Source organism: Flavobacterium sp. GSP27, from assembly GCF_003970395.1.
Classification (GTDB): domain Bacteria; phylum Bacteroidota; class Bacteroidia; order Flavobacteriales; family Flavobacteriaceae; genus Flavobacterium.
In genome coordinates this window covers 137676-153819 of sequence record NZ_RYDP01000003.1, presented here as the reverse complement: position 1 = coordinate 153819, position 16144 = coordinate 137676, and the positions used below count along the sequence as shown (strand labels likewise).

The 16144-nt window shown below is 35.6% G+C and carries 16 protein-coding genes; 13 read left to right on the top strand and 3 right to left on the bottom strand.

Going from position 1 to position 16144, the window contains the following annotated elements:
- Nucleotides 1-188 precede the first annotated feature (188 nt).
- Nucleotides 189-782, bottom strand: a complete 594-nt coding sequence (locus EKM05_RS04225; RefSeq protein ID WP_126462815.1) for a tRNA-(ms[2]io[6]A)-hydroxylase — start codon at nt 780-782, stop codon at nt 189-191.
- A 124-nt stretch (nt 783-906) separates the two neighbouring features.
- On the bottom strand, nt 907-2181 hold the full coding sequence (glyA, locus tag EKM05_RS04220) for a serine hydroxymethyltransferase (RefSeq protein ID WP_126553685.1): 1275 nt from the start codon (nt 2179-2181) through the stop codon (nt 907-909).
- Between the two features lie 109 nt (nt 2182-2290).
- Between glyA and fahA the strand changes: the two genes are divergently transcribed.
- The 13 genes from fahA (at nt 2291) to argH (ending at nt 15606) form a co-directional block, all read left to right on the top strand.
- The gene (gene fahA / locus EKM05_RS04215; protein ID WP_126462821.1) at nt 2291-3574 is read left to right on the top strand and encodes a fumarylacetoacetase; all 1284 of its coding nucleotides are present in this window, start codon (nt 2291-2293) and stop codon (nt 3572-3574) included.
- A gap of 219 nt (nt 3575-3793) precedes the next feature.
- Nucleotides 3794-4093, top strand: a complete 300-nt coding sequence (locus EKM05_RS14800; RefSeq protein WP_317125146.1) for a hypothetical protein — start codon at nt 3794-3796, stop codon at nt 4091-4093.
- Nucleotides 4094-4218: 125 nt separating this feature from the next.
- Entirely contained in the window at nt 4219-4407 is a 189-nt protein-coding gene (locus tag EKM05_RS14795; protein WP_370275725.1) for a hypothetical protein, read from the top strand.
- Nucleotides 4408-4878: 471 nt separating this feature from the next.
- Entirely contained in the window at nt 4879-5496 is a 618-nt protein-coding gene (locus tag EKM05_RS04205; protein ID WP_126462824.1) for a GNAT family N-acetyltransferase, read from the top strand.
- A 132-nt stretch (nt 5497-5628) separates the two neighbouring features.
- Complete coding sequence (locus tag EKM05_RS04200; RefSeq protein WP_126553684.1) at nt 5629-6822, top strand: argininosuccinate synthase; 1194 nt, start codon at nt 5629-5631, stop codon at nt 6820-6822.
- Nucleotides 6823-7045: 223 nt separating this feature from the next.
- Complete coding sequence (gene argC / locus EKM05_RS04195; RefSeq protein WP_126553683.1) at nt 7046-8023, top strand: N-acetyl-gamma-glutamyl-phosphate reductase; 978 nt, start codon at nt 7046-7048, stop codon at nt 8021-8023.
- Nucleotides 8024-8142: 119 nt separating this feature from the next.
- Nucleotides 8143-9282 carry an aspartate aminotransferase family protein gene (locus EKM05_RS04190; protein WP_126553682.1) on the top strand — a complete coding sequence of 380 codons (1140 nt, stop codon included), beginning with the start codon at nt 8143-8145 and terminating at the stop codon, nt 9280-9282.
- Between the two features lie 2 nt (nt 9283-9284).
- The gene (locus EKM05_RS04185; RefSeq protein WP_126553680.1) at nt 9285-10481 is read left to right on the top strand and encodes a glutamate-5-semialdehyde dehydrogenase; all 1197 of its coding nucleotides are present in this window, start codon (nt 9285-9287) and stop codon (nt 10479-10481) included.
- Between the two features lie 45 nt (nt 10482-10526).
- Entirely contained in the window at nt 10527-11288 is a 762-nt protein-coding gene (gene proB, locus EKM05_RS04180; RefSeq protein WP_126553678.1) for a glutamate 5-kinase, read from the top strand.
- A gap of 95 nt (nt 11289-11383) precedes the next feature.
- Entirely contained in the window at nt 11384-12331 is a 948-nt protein-coding gene (locus EKM05_RS04175; protein WP_126553676.1) for an N-acetylornithine carbamoyltransferase, read from the top strand.
- Nucleotides 12321-13106, top strand: a complete 786-nt coding sequence (gene argB, locus EKM05_RS04170; RefSeq protein ID WP_126553674.1) for an acetylglutamate kinase — start codon at nt 12321-12323, stop codon at nt 13104-13106. The genes EKM05_RS04175 and argB overlap by 11 nt, the downstream gene beginning before the upstream one ends.
- An 87-nt stretch (nt 13107-13193) precedes the next feature.
- On the top strand, nt 13194-14261 hold the full coding sequence (locus tag EKM05_RS04165; protein ID WP_126553672.1) for a M20 family metallo-hydrolase: 1068 nt from the start codon (nt 13194-13196) through the stop codon (nt 14259-14261).
- 64 nt (nt 14262-14325) lie between these two features.
- A complete protein-coding gene (gene argH, locus EKM05_RS04160) occupies nt 14326-15606 on the top strand; it encodes an argininosuccinate lyase (RefSeq protein ID WP_126553670.1) in 1281 nt (426 codons plus the stop codon).
- 104 nt (nt 15607-15710) lie between these two features.
- On the opposite strand, the gene ytxJ is transcribed toward argH, so the two are convergent.
- The gene (gene ytxJ, locus EKM05_RS04155) at nt 15711-16100 is read right to left on the bottom strand and encodes a bacillithiol system redox-active protein YtxJ (protein WP_126553668.1); all 390 of its coding nucleotides are present in this window, start codon (nt 16098-16100) and stop codon (nt 15711-15713) included.
- Nucleotides 16101-16144 lie beyond the last annotated feature (44 nt).

Sequence of the window (16144 nt, the reverse complement as noted above, 5' to 3'; positions counted from 1 at the left end):
GATAATTGTTAGAATTAAATTTAAAAACATAAATATAAATCAAAAAATATAAATTTACAGCAAAAAAAAATAGTTTAGAATTAAAACAGCATTCTTTAAAAATAAATAAAACACAAATTACTGATTACTAGTATAATTACACGAATATAAATTTATTTAAAATAAAAATAAAAACACATAAATAGATTTTATCCATGAATTGTTTCTTTATTTCCATAATTTGTTATAACATTCTCCTCAAATTCCAGCCATTCTCTCCATCGTTTTTCAACATCGATTCCTACCCCATATTTACGTGCATAGGTTATAAAAGTGGTATAATGTCCTGCTTCGCTTTCCATTAAATTCCTATAAAAAATAGCTAATTCTTCATCGTTGATATTCTCTGAAAGCACCTTGAAACGCTCACAGCTTCTGGCCTCTATCATAGCTGAAAACAATAACCGTTCCACTAAAGCAGAAATCCTGTTTCCGGTAGCGTTTTTTTTCATGTACAGATACAGTTCATTGACATAATCATCCTTACGCTCGCGTCCCAACTTTAGGCCGCGTTTAATGATAATATCATGTACTTGCTCAAAATGATCAAGTTCTTCTTTGGCCAAAGCCAATAAATCCTTCACTAGATCCTGATGCTCCGAGTTATTGGTAATTATTGTAATCGCATTTGTAGCTGCTTTCTGTTCGCACCAAGCGTGATCTGTGAGGATTTCCTCAATATTTTTTTCTACAATATTGACCCATCTGGGATCTGTTGGTAATTTTAATCGTAGTACGGACATTTTTTTAGTCTTAAAGTTAGAAAGTCATAAAGTCATAAAGTCGAAAGCCAAAAACTAAGACAGAATATTAAATTCTAATCAAAGACTTTCGACTTTCGACTTTAAAACCTTTAAGACGTATTTTTTAGTATACGAAGATAGCTCTTTCGCTCATCATTTCGTTTACTTTATTGGCTACTTCTTCGATAATATCTTCATCCGTATGGTTCATTAATACCCGGTCTATTAATGCCACAATGGTTTCCATATCTTCCTCAACCAGACCACGAGTGGTAATAGCTGGAGTTCCTACACGAATACCTGAGGTTACAAATGGTGATTTATCATCAAAAGGTACCATGTTTTTATTCACAGTAATTTCTGCTTTTACCAATGCATTTTCAGCATCTTTTCCAGAAATATTTTTATTTCTTAAATCAATTAGCATCATGTGATTGTCCGTGCCGCCAGAAATGATTTCGTACCCTCTTTTTACAAAAGCATCTGCCATTGCATTTGCGTTTTTTTGCAATTGTAACGCATAGGTAAAAAATTCATCTTTCAAAGCTTCGCCAAACGCGACTGCTTTTGCAGCAATAATATGCATTAACGGACCACCTTGATTTCCTGGGAAAACGGCCAAGTCTAATAAGGAAGACATCATTCTGATTTCTCCTTTTGGGGTGGTTAAACCAAATGGATTTTCGAAATCTTTACCCATCAAAATTAATCCTCCACGAGGGCCACGCAATGTTTTGTGAGTTGTAGTAGTTACAATATGGCAATGGGGCAATGGATCATTCATCAAGCCTTTGGCGATAAGCCCGGCAGGGTGAGAAATATCTGCTAATAAAATAGCGCCAACACTATCAGCAATTACTCTGAATCGCTCAAAATCCATATCACGAGAATAAGCCGAAGCGCCTGCGATGATTAGTTTTGGTTGCTCTTTAGTGGCTATTTCTTGAATTTTATCGTAATTTAACCGTCCAGTTTCTTTGTCAACACCATAAAAAGACGGAGTATACAAACGTCCAGAGAAGTTTACAGGAGAACCATGCGTTAAGTGCCCACCATGAGACAAGTCAAAACCTAAAATTTTATCTCCTGGTTTGATACAAGCGTGGTAAACCGCTGTATTGGCTTGAGAACCAGAATGTGGCTGTACATTTGCATATGCAGCACCAAATAATTCTTTAGCTCGATCAATGGCAATTTGTTCCACAACATCAACTACTTCACAACCGCCGTAGTATCTTTTGCCAGGATACCCTTCAGCATATTTGTTAGTTAAAACAGAACCAGCTGCTTCCATTACTTCATCACTTACGAAGTTTTCCGAAGCGATAAGTTCTAATCCGTGAATTTGTCTTTCTTGTTCTTCCAGAATAAGGTCGAAAATTTGTTCGTCGCGTTGCATTTCTTTGATTTTCGTTAATTTTGATGCAAAAATACAAAAAAACGTTTGGTTAATAGTTAGATTATAATATATTTGATGAGTAATTTTTTAACAAAATAATTAACAAAATATGCCGATAACAGCTAACGATACCAATAGAAAGTCCTGGCTAGAAGTACCATTCAATAGTGATTTTCCCATTCAAAATATTCCTTTTGGTGTTTTTTTAACCAAAGAAAACATCGTAACAGTTGGAACTAGAATTGGAGATTTCGCAATCGATTTGGGTGCTTTACAACAATTAAATTATTTTGAAGGTATAGAACTGACCGATGATATGTTCATGCAGGACACTTTAAATGATTTTATTTCAGACGGCCAAAAAACCTGGCGTTTGGTTCGAAACCGAATTGCTGAAATTTTTGACGAAAAAAATCTGAAATTACAAGATAATACCAAAGACAGAGATATAATCATCTTTGAAATGGAAGATATAGAAATGCAGTTACCCGTATTAATTGGCGATTATACGGATTTTTATTCAAGCAAGGAACACGCTACAAATGTAGGAAAAATGTTTCGCGATCCTGAAAACGCATTATTGCCCAACTGGCTTCACATTCCTGTAGGATATCATGGGCGAAGTTCTACCATTATTCCTTCCGGAATTCCTGTACACAGACCTATGGGACAAACCTTACCTAATGGTGAAACCACACCTGTTTTTGGGCCTTCCCGTTCTGTTGATTTTGAACTGGAAACCGCTTTTATCACTACGGATGTCAATATCATGGGAGAAAATATTGCAGTATCCGAAGCCGAAGATTATATTTTCGGAATGGTTTTATTGAATGACTGGAGTGCTCGCGATATTCAAAAATGGGAATACGTGCCGCTAGGCCCCTTCTTAGCAAAAAACTTTGCCACTTCTATTTCACCCTGGATTGTTACTATGGATGCTTTGGAACCCTTTAGAACAAGAGGACCCAAACAAGAACCGACGCCACTTCCCTATTTGCAACAAAAAGGAAAACATTCTTTTGACATTAATTTAGAAGTAGCCATACAACCTGAAAAATCAGAAGCAACTGTGATTTCACGTTCGAATTTCAAATATATGTATTGGACCATGAGCCAGCAATTAGCACACCATACCTCTAATGGTTGCCGTGTAAATTCTGGCGATATGATGGGCTCTGGCACCATTTCAGGCCCTACACCGGACAGTTACGGCTCCATGTTAGAATTATCATGGGGCGGGAAAAATCCTATAAAACTAAAGGATGGAACTGAACGTAAATTCATCAATGATAATGATACTGTTATTATGAAAGGATATTGTCTAAACGGACAAGTACGCATTGGCTTTGGTGAAGTTTCCAGCAAACTGCTCCCTCCTTTTGTTCGCAAATAAAAAATAAAATACTCCTTCAAAAACCTAACAATTGTACTCTTTTTGTTGGGTTTTTTTATGGCTTTTTTTAAGTATTAAACTAAAAACAAAAAAAAATCCACTTAAAATAAACTGCCGGAACAACACCATTATTTAATACTAAACCACAGGGAAAAAATCACCTTTTTATTCTCCTTTTTTGTACTACTCTCCTCATGTGGCGTAAAGCAAACCCAAAACTTGTTAAGCTCCGAAAATTACGATCAGACAATTGATAATGCGATTTCGAATTTGAATATCAATAAAGACAAAAAAAGCAAGCAGGAATATGTTTATTTGCTGGATGAGGCTGAATTTAAAGGTTCTGATTATGTTTCGGTTTTCACTAAAAACGAAACGAACATGATTATTCCGGTTCGTCTTCAAAATGATTTGTTGGACTTCTGCACATTGGGATTAAACGATAAATGGACTGTTTACCTCAGCAACAAACAAAAAGGAATTGGGTATGATTATGGAATGGCAATCCATTTTAGATAAATTTATATTTCGCCAGAGCAAATTAAAGAAAGATAATTTGTAAAAGAACGCATCATCAAAGACAGTGTCAAAAAACTGATTGATACTAATGGGAAAGAAGTTTTAGACGAAAAAGGAAAGTTGTTATGGTGGATAACCTCAAAACTATAAATGCCACTTACAAAGGAGACCGACTCGCCACTGATGATAATTATTCTTATTTTGAAAGAAGTCCAAGTCCTTTTCCTAGTAGCGAACAAATGGTTTATGACACTGGAGAAGATTTAAAATCTAAAATTAAAGAAATTATCAACCAAAACAAGTTTAGAAACTGATGTTTTAAAGACTTTACTATTCGATAAACGCCTTGATACTTATGCCTGTAAATGCGTTTTTCTTGGATTAAAAAAAACAACAATCTATTAAAACTTTGTTACAAAAGATAAAAGTAGCGTTGTGTTATAAAAATATGTGTACTTTTGTATCAATGAATACAATAAGTGTACATATAACTTCTTTGTCACGGAAAAACAGACCTTCTACTTCTCCCGAAGTACGGATGCTATCGATATAGTACCCAAAAGCTGTTTCGTATCTTTATTCATTTTATTTTTTTGTTTTGAAATTACCGCTATTTTTCACTGGATCAATCTATCCACAAATTAAAACTAAGGCATCATTAGTGCACTTTAATTCATTTTATTGTACTGCCCTGACCCGTTTTGAAAAAACAATAGATTTTAGAAAAAATGCACTTCAAAAAAGACCCCTAAATCATTTTATAACTCAAAAATCCAGCTTTTGACATGAACATTTCTATCATAACAACTCAGGAAGAACATTATAAATATTCGCAGGAAATATGCGAAACCATAGAATTATCCGCACTATTGAGAGGTACGGGAATTGCTAAAAGAACTCCTGAATACATCCAGAAAAAAATGGAAAACAAAGACGCCATTATCGCATTAGACAACGGGAAATTTGCCGGTTTTTGCTATATCGAAAGTTGGCAACACGGAAAATTTGTAGCACATTCCGGGTTGATTGTACATCCGGATTACAGAAATCTAGGCTTAGCAAAAAAAATTAAATCATTTGTTTTTGACTATTCGTTAAAAAAATATCCAGAGGCTAAAGTTTTTGGAATCACCACTGGTTTAGCGGTAATGAAAATCAATTCCGATTTGGGGTATAAACCTGTTCCTTTTTCAGAATTGACGAGCGATCAAAGTTTTTGGAAAGGATGTCAAACCTGTACCAATTATGAAATTCTAAAAAGTAAAGACAACAAAATGTGTTTATGCACCGGAATGCTTTATGACCCAAAAGAAAAGCCTAAAGATCCGCCTAAGCACCCCTTTAATGTCAAAATATCAAACCGATTAAAATCAATTAAAGAAGCGCTTTTCTTAAAAAAATAACCCCCTCCCCAGCCCTCCCCGAAGGGGAGGGAGCCAAAGAGAAAAATAAAATAATCATAACAAAAAATTCCCCTTTGCCAGTTTCGGCTCCCCCTCCTTCGGAGGGGCTGGGGGGAAGAAAAAACAATAATTATGAAAAAAGTTGTATTAGCTTATAGCGGAGGATTAGATACCTCATATTGCCTAAAATATTTAAAAAACGAAAAAGGATATGAAGTTCATACCGTTCTTATAAATACAGGCGGATTTGATGATGCCGAACTAGCCGCTATTGAAGCAAGAGCTTACGAATTAGGAAGTGCGCAGCATACAAATCTTACCATCGTTGATAAATATTATGACAAAGCCATTAAATATTTGATTTATGGAAATGTATTAAAAAATAATACCTATCCATTATCAGTAAGTGCCGAACGTGTTTTTCAAGCTATCGAAGCGATTAAATATGCGAAATCTGTTGGTGCCGAAGCGATTGCTCACGGAAGTACTGGTGCAGGAAATGACCAAATTCGTTTTGATTTAATTTTCCAAACCATTGCTCCCGAAATTGAAATCATTACACCTATCAGGGATTTAAAATTATCAAGACAAGAAGAAGTGGATTATTTATCTAAAAATGGAGTTCATTATTCTTGGGAAAAAGCACAATATTCCATTAATAAAGGATTGTGGGGAACAAGCGTAGGCGGTAAAGAAACATTGACGTCAAATCAAACTTTACCAAGTGAAGCGTACCCTTCTCAATTGCAAAAAACGGGTGAAGAAAAAGTGACTCTACAATTTGAAAAAGGACAATTAGTAGGCATCAACGGAACATTGGATACCCCAACAAAAAACATCGTTACCTTAGAAAAACTAGCAAACGCTTACGCTATAGGTAGAGACACGCACGTAGGCGACACCATTATTGGAATTAAAGGAAGAGTTGGTTTTGAAGCTGCTGCACCTTTAATCATCATCAAAGCACACCATTTATTAGAGAAACATACGCTAGGTAAATGGCAACAATACTGGAAAGAACAATTAGGAAACTGGTACGGAATGTTGTTTCATGAAGGACAATTCTTGGACCCTGTGATGAGAAACATCGAGGCTTTCCTTGAAGACACTCAAACGACTGTAAACGGGACCGTTATCGTTTCTCTAAAACCATATCACTTTACATTGGACGGAATTGAATCTAAAAATGACTTAATGAATACCACTTTTGGTCAATACGGTGAAATGAACAACGCTTGGACATCTGACGATGCCAAAGGATTTATCAAAATTCTGGGGAATGCCCAAAACATATTTTCATCTGTAAATAAACTGACCCATGATTAATTGAAATTCTGAATTAATCAACAAATATAAAATTTAACCACATAGAAACATAGAAAAAAGAACTTATACAGACCAATTCTTGGTTACACAAAGCTATATTTTACTCCAATAAGTGAAACGCTATATAAAATTAATAAAATCTATGTATCTATGTGGTTAAAAAATAATACAAATCGAATTACTCCAATAAGGATTAATTCTAGTACGTTTAAAAAATAAGATTATGATTAATATTGGAATAATTGGCGGTTCAGGTTATACTGCGGGTGAACTCATCAGAATATTGATGTTTCATCCCAATGCTACACTTGATTTTGTGTACAGCACGACAAACGCCGGAAAACCACTTCATGTCGCGCATCATGATTTGATGGGCGATATCGAAATGAACTTTACCGATACTGTAAATCCAAATGTGAATGTAGTTTTCTTGTGTTTAGGTCATGGTAAATCAAAATCGTTTTTAGAGAACAATCAATTTGCGAGTCATACCAAAATCATCGATTTAGGAAATGATTTCAGATTAACAAAAGACAAAGAATTTAACGGAAAAACTTTCGTTTACGGTTTGCCCGAATTAAACAAAGCGAATATAAAAAATGCCCAATTTATCGCTAATCCAGGTTGTTTTGCAACAGCAATTCAATTAGCGTTATTACCATTGGCTAAAAACGAAATGCTTACGACTGATGTTCATATCAACGCCACTACCGGAAGTACGGGAGCTGGAGTTTCCCCTTCGGAAACAACACATTTCAGTTGGAGATCAAATAATATGTCACATTATAAAGCTTTTGAACACCAACATTTAGGCGAAATAAACCAAAGTGTCAATCAATTGCAGGCGGATTATACCAGTGAATTGATTTTTGTACCCAACAGAGGGGATTTTGCCAGAGGGATTTTCGCAACATTATACACAACAATCGAAGAAAATCTGGAAGATGTAGTGGCTAAATATGAGGCTTTTTACAAGGACCAGCCTTTTGTAACAGTTACCACCACTGGAATCAACATGAAACAAGTGGTTCAAACGAATAAATGTATTATTAGTTTAATGAAAAAAGGAAACCGGTTATTGATAACATCAATAATTGATAACTTAACAAAAGGAGCCTCAGGACAAGCCATTCAAAACATGAATCTACTGTTTGGACTGGATGAAACCACAGGATTACATTTGAAACCAAGCGGATTTTAATCCCCTTCCCAACCCTCCCCGAAGGGGAGGGAGCCAATATGCAAAAAAAATAAAATAATCAAATTCTATCTCGTCACCCTCCCCTTCGGGGAGGACCGGGGTGGGTAAAAATATTTATTATGAACTTATTTGACGTTTACCCATTATACAATATCACTCCTGTAAAAGCACTAGATTGCACCATTACAGATGAAAAAGGAGTGGAATATTTAGATTTATATGGTGGTCATGGGGTAATTTCCATTGGACACACCCAACCGGAATATGTTGCCAAATTAAAAAATCAATTGGATAATATTGGTTTTTATTCGAATGCGATTCAGAATCCATTGCAAGTAGAATTAGCTGAAAAATTAGGGAAACTTTCAGGATTGGAAGACTACGCATTATTCTTGTGCAGTTCTGGAGCTGAAGCCAATGAAAACGCCTTGAAATTAGCCTCTTTTCACAACAATAAATCTCGTGTGATTACTTTTGATAATTCCTTTCATGGAAGAACTTCGGCGGCAGTTGCGGTAACAGATAACAAAAAAATTGTTGCTCCAATCAATGCGCAGCAAATCGTTACTTTTTTGCCACTGAATAACATCGAGTTGGTAGAAAACGAACTAAAAAAAGGAGATGTTTCTTCTGTAATTATTGAAGGAATTCAAGGAGTGGGCGGTTTAGACCAAGGTACAACTGAATTTTTTCAGGCATTAGAAAAAATATGCGCAACATATGATGCCGTTCTGATTTTGGACGAAGTGCAGTCAGGATACGGAAGAAGCGGAAAGTTTTTTGCACACCAACATCATAACATCAATGCAGATATTATTTGTCTAGCGAAAGGAATGGGTAACGGATTTCCTATTGGCGGAATCTTGATTTCTCCAAAATTCACAGCGAGTTATGGATTATTGGGAACTACTTTCGGTGGAAACCATTTGGCTTGTGCCGCTGGAATTGCTGTTTTAGATGTAATTGAAAGTCAAAAATTAATGGATAACGTAAATGACGTTTACGCCTATTTTTTAGAAGCAATTAAACAAGTTACTGAAGTTATCCAAGTAAAAGGAAGGGGATTAATGCTAGGAGTAGAATTTGATTTTGACGTAAGTGCACTTCGTAAAAAAATGATTATGGACAAGCATATTTTTACCGGAAACGCGAACAATAAAAACTTATTAAGAATCCTTCCTCCATTGACAATCAAGAAAGAAGCTATTGATACCTTTATAATAGCTTTAAAAGAAACATTGAAAGAAATACAGTCTTAATTATGAATGCGTTACTACCAATAGAAAAACGAAATGCCGTTTTAAGCCTCATGGCTGAACTTCTTGAACTAGAAAGAGCCAACCTTAAAACGGTGAATCAACAGGATATCAATAATTATTCTGGGGATGATTTGGCTATGGAAAAACGTTTACTCGTTGATGACGCCAAAATTGACGGTATGATTTTATCCATGGTACAATTGGCCAGTCAAGAAGATCCTATTGGCGTAGAGCGTTTTAATTTCGACCATGAAAACGGAATGAAAATCATTAATAAAACAGCGGCTTTTGGAACCATAATGATTATTTATGAATCCAGACCCGATGTTACTGTTGAAGCTGGCGGAATCGCTTTTAAATCCGGAAATAAAATTCTATTGAAAGGCGGAAAAGAATCTTTGCAATCCAACTTGAAAATTGTGGAATTATGGCATCAGGCTTTAATAACAAACGATGTATCAAAGGAATGGGTGGAATACTTGAATTACAATCGGGAAGACACGCAGGCATTTTTAGAAAAACCCACACAAAAAGTGGACTTAATCGTTCCTCGTGGTGGCGAGAACTTAATCGCTTTTGTAAAAAAACACGCTACTTGTCCCGTAATAATTAGTGGTCGAGGTAATAATTTTGTGTATGTAAATAAAGAAGCCGATTTAAAAAAAGCGCTAGACATTATTATTAACGGAAAAACCTCTAACATATCTGTTTGCAATGCTTTAGATAAAGTTTTAATTGATACTAATCTTGAAAACTGGGAAGCTTTTGCAAAAAAAATAACTACCGAATTACAACAAAGAAACGTTACGATTTTGGGAGATGAAAGCATTTCCAGAGCAACAGCTGTTCCTCAGATTGAATCGGATTTAATTTGGTACGAAGAGTTTTTGGATTATAAAATTGTTATTGGAACAACCAATTCGGATCAGGAAGCGATTGACAAAATAAATAAATATTGTGGTGGACATTCCGCTTCGATAATCACAAAAAATGATGCAATTGCCCAGGAATTCATGGAAAATGTAGATACGGCAGCCGTATATCAAAACGCCTCTACCCGATTCACGGATGGAGGACAGTTTGGTTTAGGTGGCGAATTGGCGATAAGCACGGACAAATTACACCAACGTGGGCCAATCGGCTTGCAACATCTAGTTACTAATAAGTGGTATATTTACGGAAATGGACAAATCAGGTAAAAATTAGTAGAGACAAGTTGCGACTTGTCTAAACAAAAAATAAAAATGGCCAAAAAAAGAATTTTATTAAAGTTAGGAAGCAATACATTAACCAAAGAAACCAATCACATTTCGAGAGGAAAGATTGAAGATATTGGAATGCAAATAGCGGTTTTACAAGACGAGTACGAATTTATCATTGTGAGTTCGGGCGCGATTGCTGCGGCCAAACAATTTGTAAAACTGGACAACCACGACAAAGATGTTTTTGTAAAACAAGCACTAGCTTCGATTGGTCAGCCACATTTAATGCGGATTTATCATGAAAATTTCCGCGATTTAGGATTGCTGATTTCGCAATGTTTACTTTCTTATTCTGATTTTGAAAAAGAACAATCTAAAGTAAATATCGTAAACACCATCAATGTGTTAGTCAAAAATAATTACATCCCAATTATCAATGAAAATGATACCGTAGCAACGGATGAGATCCAGTTTGGTGATAATGATAAATTAGCTGCTCTAACAGCCGTTTTATTAAATGTTGACCTTCTGATTATCGCCACCAATACGAATGGGATTTATACCAAAGTATCCATCCATGATGCCGTTCCTGAAACCATTTCTTTGGTAACTGATTTAAAAGTATTGGAAAAAGAAATCGGCGATTCAAAATCCTCACACGGAACTGGCGGAATGCAGTCTAAAATTGAAGCATCGGCAATCGCCAAAGCCGCTACTATCGAAACCTGGATTGTAAATGGCTTGGAAGACAATTTTATTTTGAAAGCTTTAAAAAACGAAATACCATTTACTAAAATTGTATAAATGTTGATGCGGTTAATCGTTAATTCGGTTAATTGATTAAACACACGAGCAAAGCGAACTGACGAAGTAAATAACCGATTAAACAAATTAAGATAATGAACTACATATCCATACAAAACATAGATTCGCTCGACGAATGGGTGAAACAAGCCTTAAAAATCAAAAAAAAACCACTTAAAAATAAAAAACTGGGTAAGAACAAAACCTTAGGAATGTTGTTTTTTAATTCCAGTTTAAGAACACGTTTGAGTACACAAAAAGCAGCTTTAAATTTGGGAATGAACGTCATGGTAATGAATTTCACCAGCGAAGGTTGGACATTAGAATTTGAAGATGGAGCCATCATGAACTCCGGTGCTTCGGAACATATTAAAGAAGCGGCTGCAGTAGTTTCTCAATATTGCGATATAATTGCCATCAGGGCTTTTGCCGGATTGGTAGACAAAGAAAAAGACAATGCCGAAACCGTTCTTATGGGTTTCTTAAAATACGCCACGGTACCGGTTGTCAATATGGAAAGTGCTACAGGACATCCATTACAATCACTAGCCGATGCAATTACAATGGCTGAACACAAAACGGAACACCGTCCAAAAGTAGTTTTGACTTGGGCACCACATCCTAAAGCATTACCTCAAGCGGTACCCAATTCCTTTGTGGAAATGATGCAATTACAAGATGCTGATTTTGTTATTACGCATCCTGAAGGCTACGAATTGAATCCTGAAATCACGAAAGACTCCAAGATTGAATACGACCAAGACAAAGCTTTCGAAAACGCCGATTTTATCTATGCCAAAAACTGGAGCAATTATAACGAGTATGGTCAGATTACAAATTCCGACCCAAACTGGACCGTAACGACCGACAAAATGAAACTGACCAACAATGCTAAATTCATGCACTGTTTGCCAGTAAGACGTAACGTAATTGTAACGGATGAAGTGATTGACAGCGAAAATTCAATTGTTATCGAACAAGCCAACAATAGAACCTATGCCGCACAGTTAGTGTTGCAAAAAATATTGGAAAATGGAAAATAAAAAACCGGTAACGATAATAAAAATTGGAGGGAATATTATTGACAACCCAACGGAATTAGCACAGTTTTTATCTGATTTCTCTATGATTGAAGGCTATAAAGTACTCGTTCATGGCGGTGGAAAATCAGCTACAAAAATGGCGGAAAGTATTGGTTTAGTTCCTCAAATGATTGATGGAAGACGCATCACCGATGCCGCTATGCTTGATGTAGTTGTGATGATTTATGCAGGTCAAATCAACAAAAATATTGTTACCCAATTACAATCAAAATCAACTAATGCGATGGGGTTCTCTGGTGCTGATGGAAATTTAATTCTATCGGATAAAAGAAACCATCCTACAATCAATTATGGTTTTGTGGGCGATGTAAAAAAAGTGAATACGGAATTGTTGGAAACATTGCTATCTACTGGAATAGTTCCTGTATTTTGCGCAATAACACACGATGGAAAAGGACAATTATTAAACACGAATGCCGATACCATTGCTAGCGAATTGGCAATTGCTTTATCAGAATTTTTTGATGTAACTTTAAATTATTGTTTCGAAAAACCCGGCGTTTTACATGATGCCGAAGATGATTCTTCCGTAATCGAGAACATCAATCAAGAGTTGTATTCTAAATTAAAAGTCGAAGGCGCCATACATTCTGGCATGATCCCTAAATTAGACAACTGTTTCAACAGTTTATCCAAGGGAGTTCAAAAAATAAAAATTGGTCATCACCGAATGTTGAAAGATTCAAAGGCAATTTGCACACGCATCAAATTATAAAAAAAGTTGAACACAAATTTCACAGATTTGCACAAAATTTTTTATTTCAATTAAAAAAAAATCTGTGAATCCGTGGCTAAAATAAGTATGAAAAATATAGAAATCCTTACACAAGAAGCCATTTCGCTATTAAAAGCACTGATTGAAACGCCTTCATTTTCAAGTGAAGAAGACCAAACTGCACTTTTAATCGAAAATTGGTTTACACAAAATAGTATTCCTTTCGAAAGAGAGAATAACAATATTTGGGCTTTCAATAAACATTTTGATACCACCAAACCTACGCTATTACTCAATTCGCACCACGATACTGTAAAACCAAACCAAGGTTATACTAATGATCCATTTGAAGCTATCGTAAAAGACGGCAAATTATTTGGACTGGGAAGCAATGATGCGGGAGGTTGTCTGGTTTCACTTTTAGCCACTTTTGTACATTTTTATTCGAATGAGAATCTGCCTTACAATATTGTGATGGTAGCTTCAGCCGAAGAAGAAAGCAGCGGAAAAAATGGATTAAACAGCGTATTGAAACATTTACCGAAACTTGAATGTGCGATTGTGGGAGAACCTACATTGATGCAATTGGCCGTAGCCGAAAAAGGATTATTGGTACTCGATGTCATCGTAAAAGGCACTGCAAGTCACGCTGCACACAACAATCCTGATAATCCTATTTACAATGCGATACCCGTTATCGAATGGTTTAACAGCTATCAATTCGAAAAAATATCGGAGGTTTTAGGTCCTGTAAAAATGACCGTAACACAAGTCACTGCAGGTAAACAACACAACGTAGTTCCCGCCGAATGTCATTTGGTTGTCGATATCAGAGTGAATGATCGTTATAATAATCAAGAAATATTAGATATTGTAAAAAAACATTTGACTGCCGAAGTCAATCCACGTTCGATGCATTTAAATGCGTCATCAATTCCTGTTGCACACGAATTAGTACAAGCAGGAATAACATTGGGAAGAACCACGTATGGATCGCCTACCCTTTCGGATCAATCGGTTTTGAGTTGTCAATCCTTGAAATTAGGACCTGGTGAAACCCTGCGGTCACACTCGGCAGACGAATTTATATTTATAAACGAAATAGAAGAAGGAATTCAATTGTATATCAAAATACTAACTGATTTTTTTAAATAATAATAATAATAATAATCTGTAGGGACAAGTCGCGACTTGTCCCTACGAAAAAAAAATAAAAATCATGAAACTTTGGGAAAAAGGAATACCAACAGATAAACAAATAGAACATTTCACCGTTGGTAACGACAGAGAACTGGATTTAGTGCTGGCAAAATACGATGCTTTAGGTTCTATAGCACATGCAAAAATGCTGGGACAAATTAGTCTTCTAACAGACTCCGAAACCGTTTCTCTGGTTTTGGCTTTGGAAGAAATTATAAGAGACGTTGAAAACGGTAAATTCGAAATCGAAGACAGTTTCGAGGACGTACATTCTAAAATCGAGTATCTATTAACGGTAAAATTAGGCGATGCCGGAAAAAAAATTCATACTGCTCGTTCTCGTAACGACCAAGTTTTGGTAGACGTTAATTTGTATCTAAAAGACGTGGTTAAAGAACTAAAGCAACAAGTAAAAAGTCTTTTTGATTTGCTAATGGAGTCGGCCGAAAAACATCAAAATATTTTATTGCCAGGATATACTCACCTTCAAATTGCGATGCCTTCTTCTTTTGGAATGTGGTTTTCTGCCTATGCCGAAACCTTAATTGATGATGTAACGATGCTGAATGCCGCTTTGAAAATTGTAGACCAAAATCCATTAGGTTCGGCCGCAGGTTACGGAAGTTCGTTTCCTATCGATAGAACATTTACGACTAAAGAATTAGGGTTTGAAACCTTAAAATTCAATTCTGTAGCGGCACAGATGAGCCGTGGAAAATCAGAAAAAACGGTTGCTTTTGCCATGAGTAGTGTTGCTGCAACTTTGGCAAAATTTTCTATGGATGTTTGTTTGTATATGAGTCAGAATTTTGATTTCATCACTTTGCCTGCCCATCTTACAACAGGCTCGAGTATCATGCCGCATAAGAAAAATCCGGATGTTTTTGAGTTGATCCGCGGAAAATGCAACAAGATTCAAGCATTGCCATACGAAATTACTTTAATTACCAATAACTTGCCAAGCGGTTATCACAGAGATTTACAATTGTTGAAAGAAGGTTTATTTCCAGCAATTCAAAACCTGAAAGCATGTTTAGATATCGCGATTTTTGCGATTAAAGACATTAAGGTAAAAGAGCATATTTTAGACGATAAAAAATACGATTATTTGTTTACGGTAGATTCCTTAAACGAAATGGTTGTTGCAGGAATGCCTTTTAGAGATGCGTATAAAGCCGTTGCTGAGCAATTAGAAAATGGTACTTTCCAATCTCCAAAAGAAACCAAACATACACACGAAGGAAGTATTAATAATTTGTGTTTAGATCAAATTAAGAAAAAAATGGACGATTCCTACTAATTATTTTTACCGGTTTGTCTAAAAAATAAAACCGCAAATTCGCTAATTTAATACAGTGATTAATTAGCGAATTTGCGGTAAACTATTTAAAACAATCCTATTTACTATACTTTTCTTCCTAACTCCTCCGCATCAATATCACTGTGCGAAACATTATAAATGGCTTTTCCGTCTTTAATTAAAATCAATTGTGGAGATTGATGGGTCACACCAAAACGATTCACAATTTCATTAGAAATATCGCGATGCGCTATTAAATCTAAAAAATAAGGTGTAACTTTATCTGAACTATTGAACTCATTTTCAAACTGTTTTAGCGCCATTCTACTTATACTGCATCGAGTACTGTGTTTAAAAATGGCTACCGGTTTTTCATTTGAAATAGCGATAATTTCATCCAGTTGTACCAAATCAGTTAATTCATTCCAGTTGATTTTGTTTTCTTTAAAATCCTTGTCGTCTGAACTACTAAAAATATTTTTGAAAAAACTCATAATTGTCTTTTTTTAAGACATTTTGACTTTAAAGTATGATACCA